Source organism: Microbacterium sp. UBA3394 (assembly GCF_002358725.1).
Classification (GTDB): domain Bacteria; phylum Actinomycetota; class Actinomycetes; order Actinomycetales; family Microbacteriaceae; genus Microbacterium; species Microbacterium luteum.
Map to the genome: position 1 here is coordinate 13723 of NZ_DEPK01000162.1, position 763 is coordinate 14485.

Annotated in this window: 4 tRNA genes and 1 pseudogene; 4 read left to right on the forward strand and 1 reads right to left on the reverse strand. The window is 65.5% G+C overall.

Features of this window, described 5'->3' with window-relative positions:
• Window positions 1-197, forward strand: a pseudogene (locus tag B4E30_RS09635) (hypothetical protein); the annotation flags it as partial.
• 21 nt (window positions 198-218) lie between these two features.
• On the opposite strand, the gene B4E30_RS09640 reads toward B4E30_RS09635, so the two are convergent.
• Window positions 219-291, reverse strand: a tRNA-Val gene (locus tag B4E30_RS09640).
• Between the two features lie 167 nt (window positions 292-458).
• On the opposite strand from B4E30_RS09640, the gene B4E30_RS09645 reads away from it, so the two are divergent.
• The 3 genes from B4E30_RS09645 to B4E30_RS09655 all read left to right on the forward strand — a co-directional run bounded on the left by B4E30_RS09645 (window position 459) and on the right by B4E30_RS09655 (window position 762).
• Window positions 459-531: transfer RNA gene (locus B4E30_RS09645), tRNA-Gly, on the forward strand.
• Between the two features lie 58 nt (window positions 532-589).
• Window positions 590-660, forward strand: a tRNA-Cys gene (locus B4E30_RS09650).
• 27 nt (window positions 661-687) lie between these two features.
• Window positions 688-762 (forward strand) — tRNA-Val (locus B4E30_RS09655).
• Window position 763 lies beyond the last annotated feature (1 nt).

A 763-nucleotide genomic window follows, 5' to 3' on the forward strand; every position in this document is an offset into this window, starting at 1 on the left:
TCGGGAGCGGGCCGTGGGATGCCCAGGGAAGGCCCTCGTGGGTCGACCTTGACCAGGTCTACCTCGTCCACCGCCTCGGGATGCGCCGCGAGGGCGCGGTGCTTGATGTCGACCGCTTCACGCGGGTGTCGGCCGTGCTCAGCCGGCGCTACGGGTGGCAGATGGCGATCGAGGTACCGGGTGGCGATCAGGCCTGACGTGAACAAGATCGTCTTCGGTGGGCGATGCGGGACTTGAACCCACGACCTCTTCCGTGTGAAGGAAGCGCGCTACCAGCTGCGCCAATCGCCCTCGGCTCCGGGAGCCGCGACCCTGCCGGGCCGAGTACCGATGTTACCTGATCCGTAAGGGTGATTCGAACCGCGAGAACGGGACACGCGCGGCGTGGCGGTGGTTTTGCGCGGGGCTCGGAATGGGCTAGAGTTTTCCAAGTGCCCGGGCAAGACCGGGAACGAAATGCGGATGTAGCGCAGTTGGTAGCGCATCACCTTGCCAAGGTGAGGGTCGCGAGTTCGAGTCTCGTCATCCGCTCGAGTGCGGGGATCTCCCGATTCCAGGGCGATCACGACACGTGGGTCGAACCACACGCGGTGGCGTGGCCGAGCGGCTAGGCACCGGCCTGCAAAGCCGTTTACACGGGTTCGAATCCCGTCGCCACCTCGCATGACAACTGAACAGCCCTCACGGGCGCGATTGGCGCAGCGGTAGCGCGCTTCCCTGACACGGAAGAGGTCACTGGTTCGATCCCAGTATCGCGCACCAC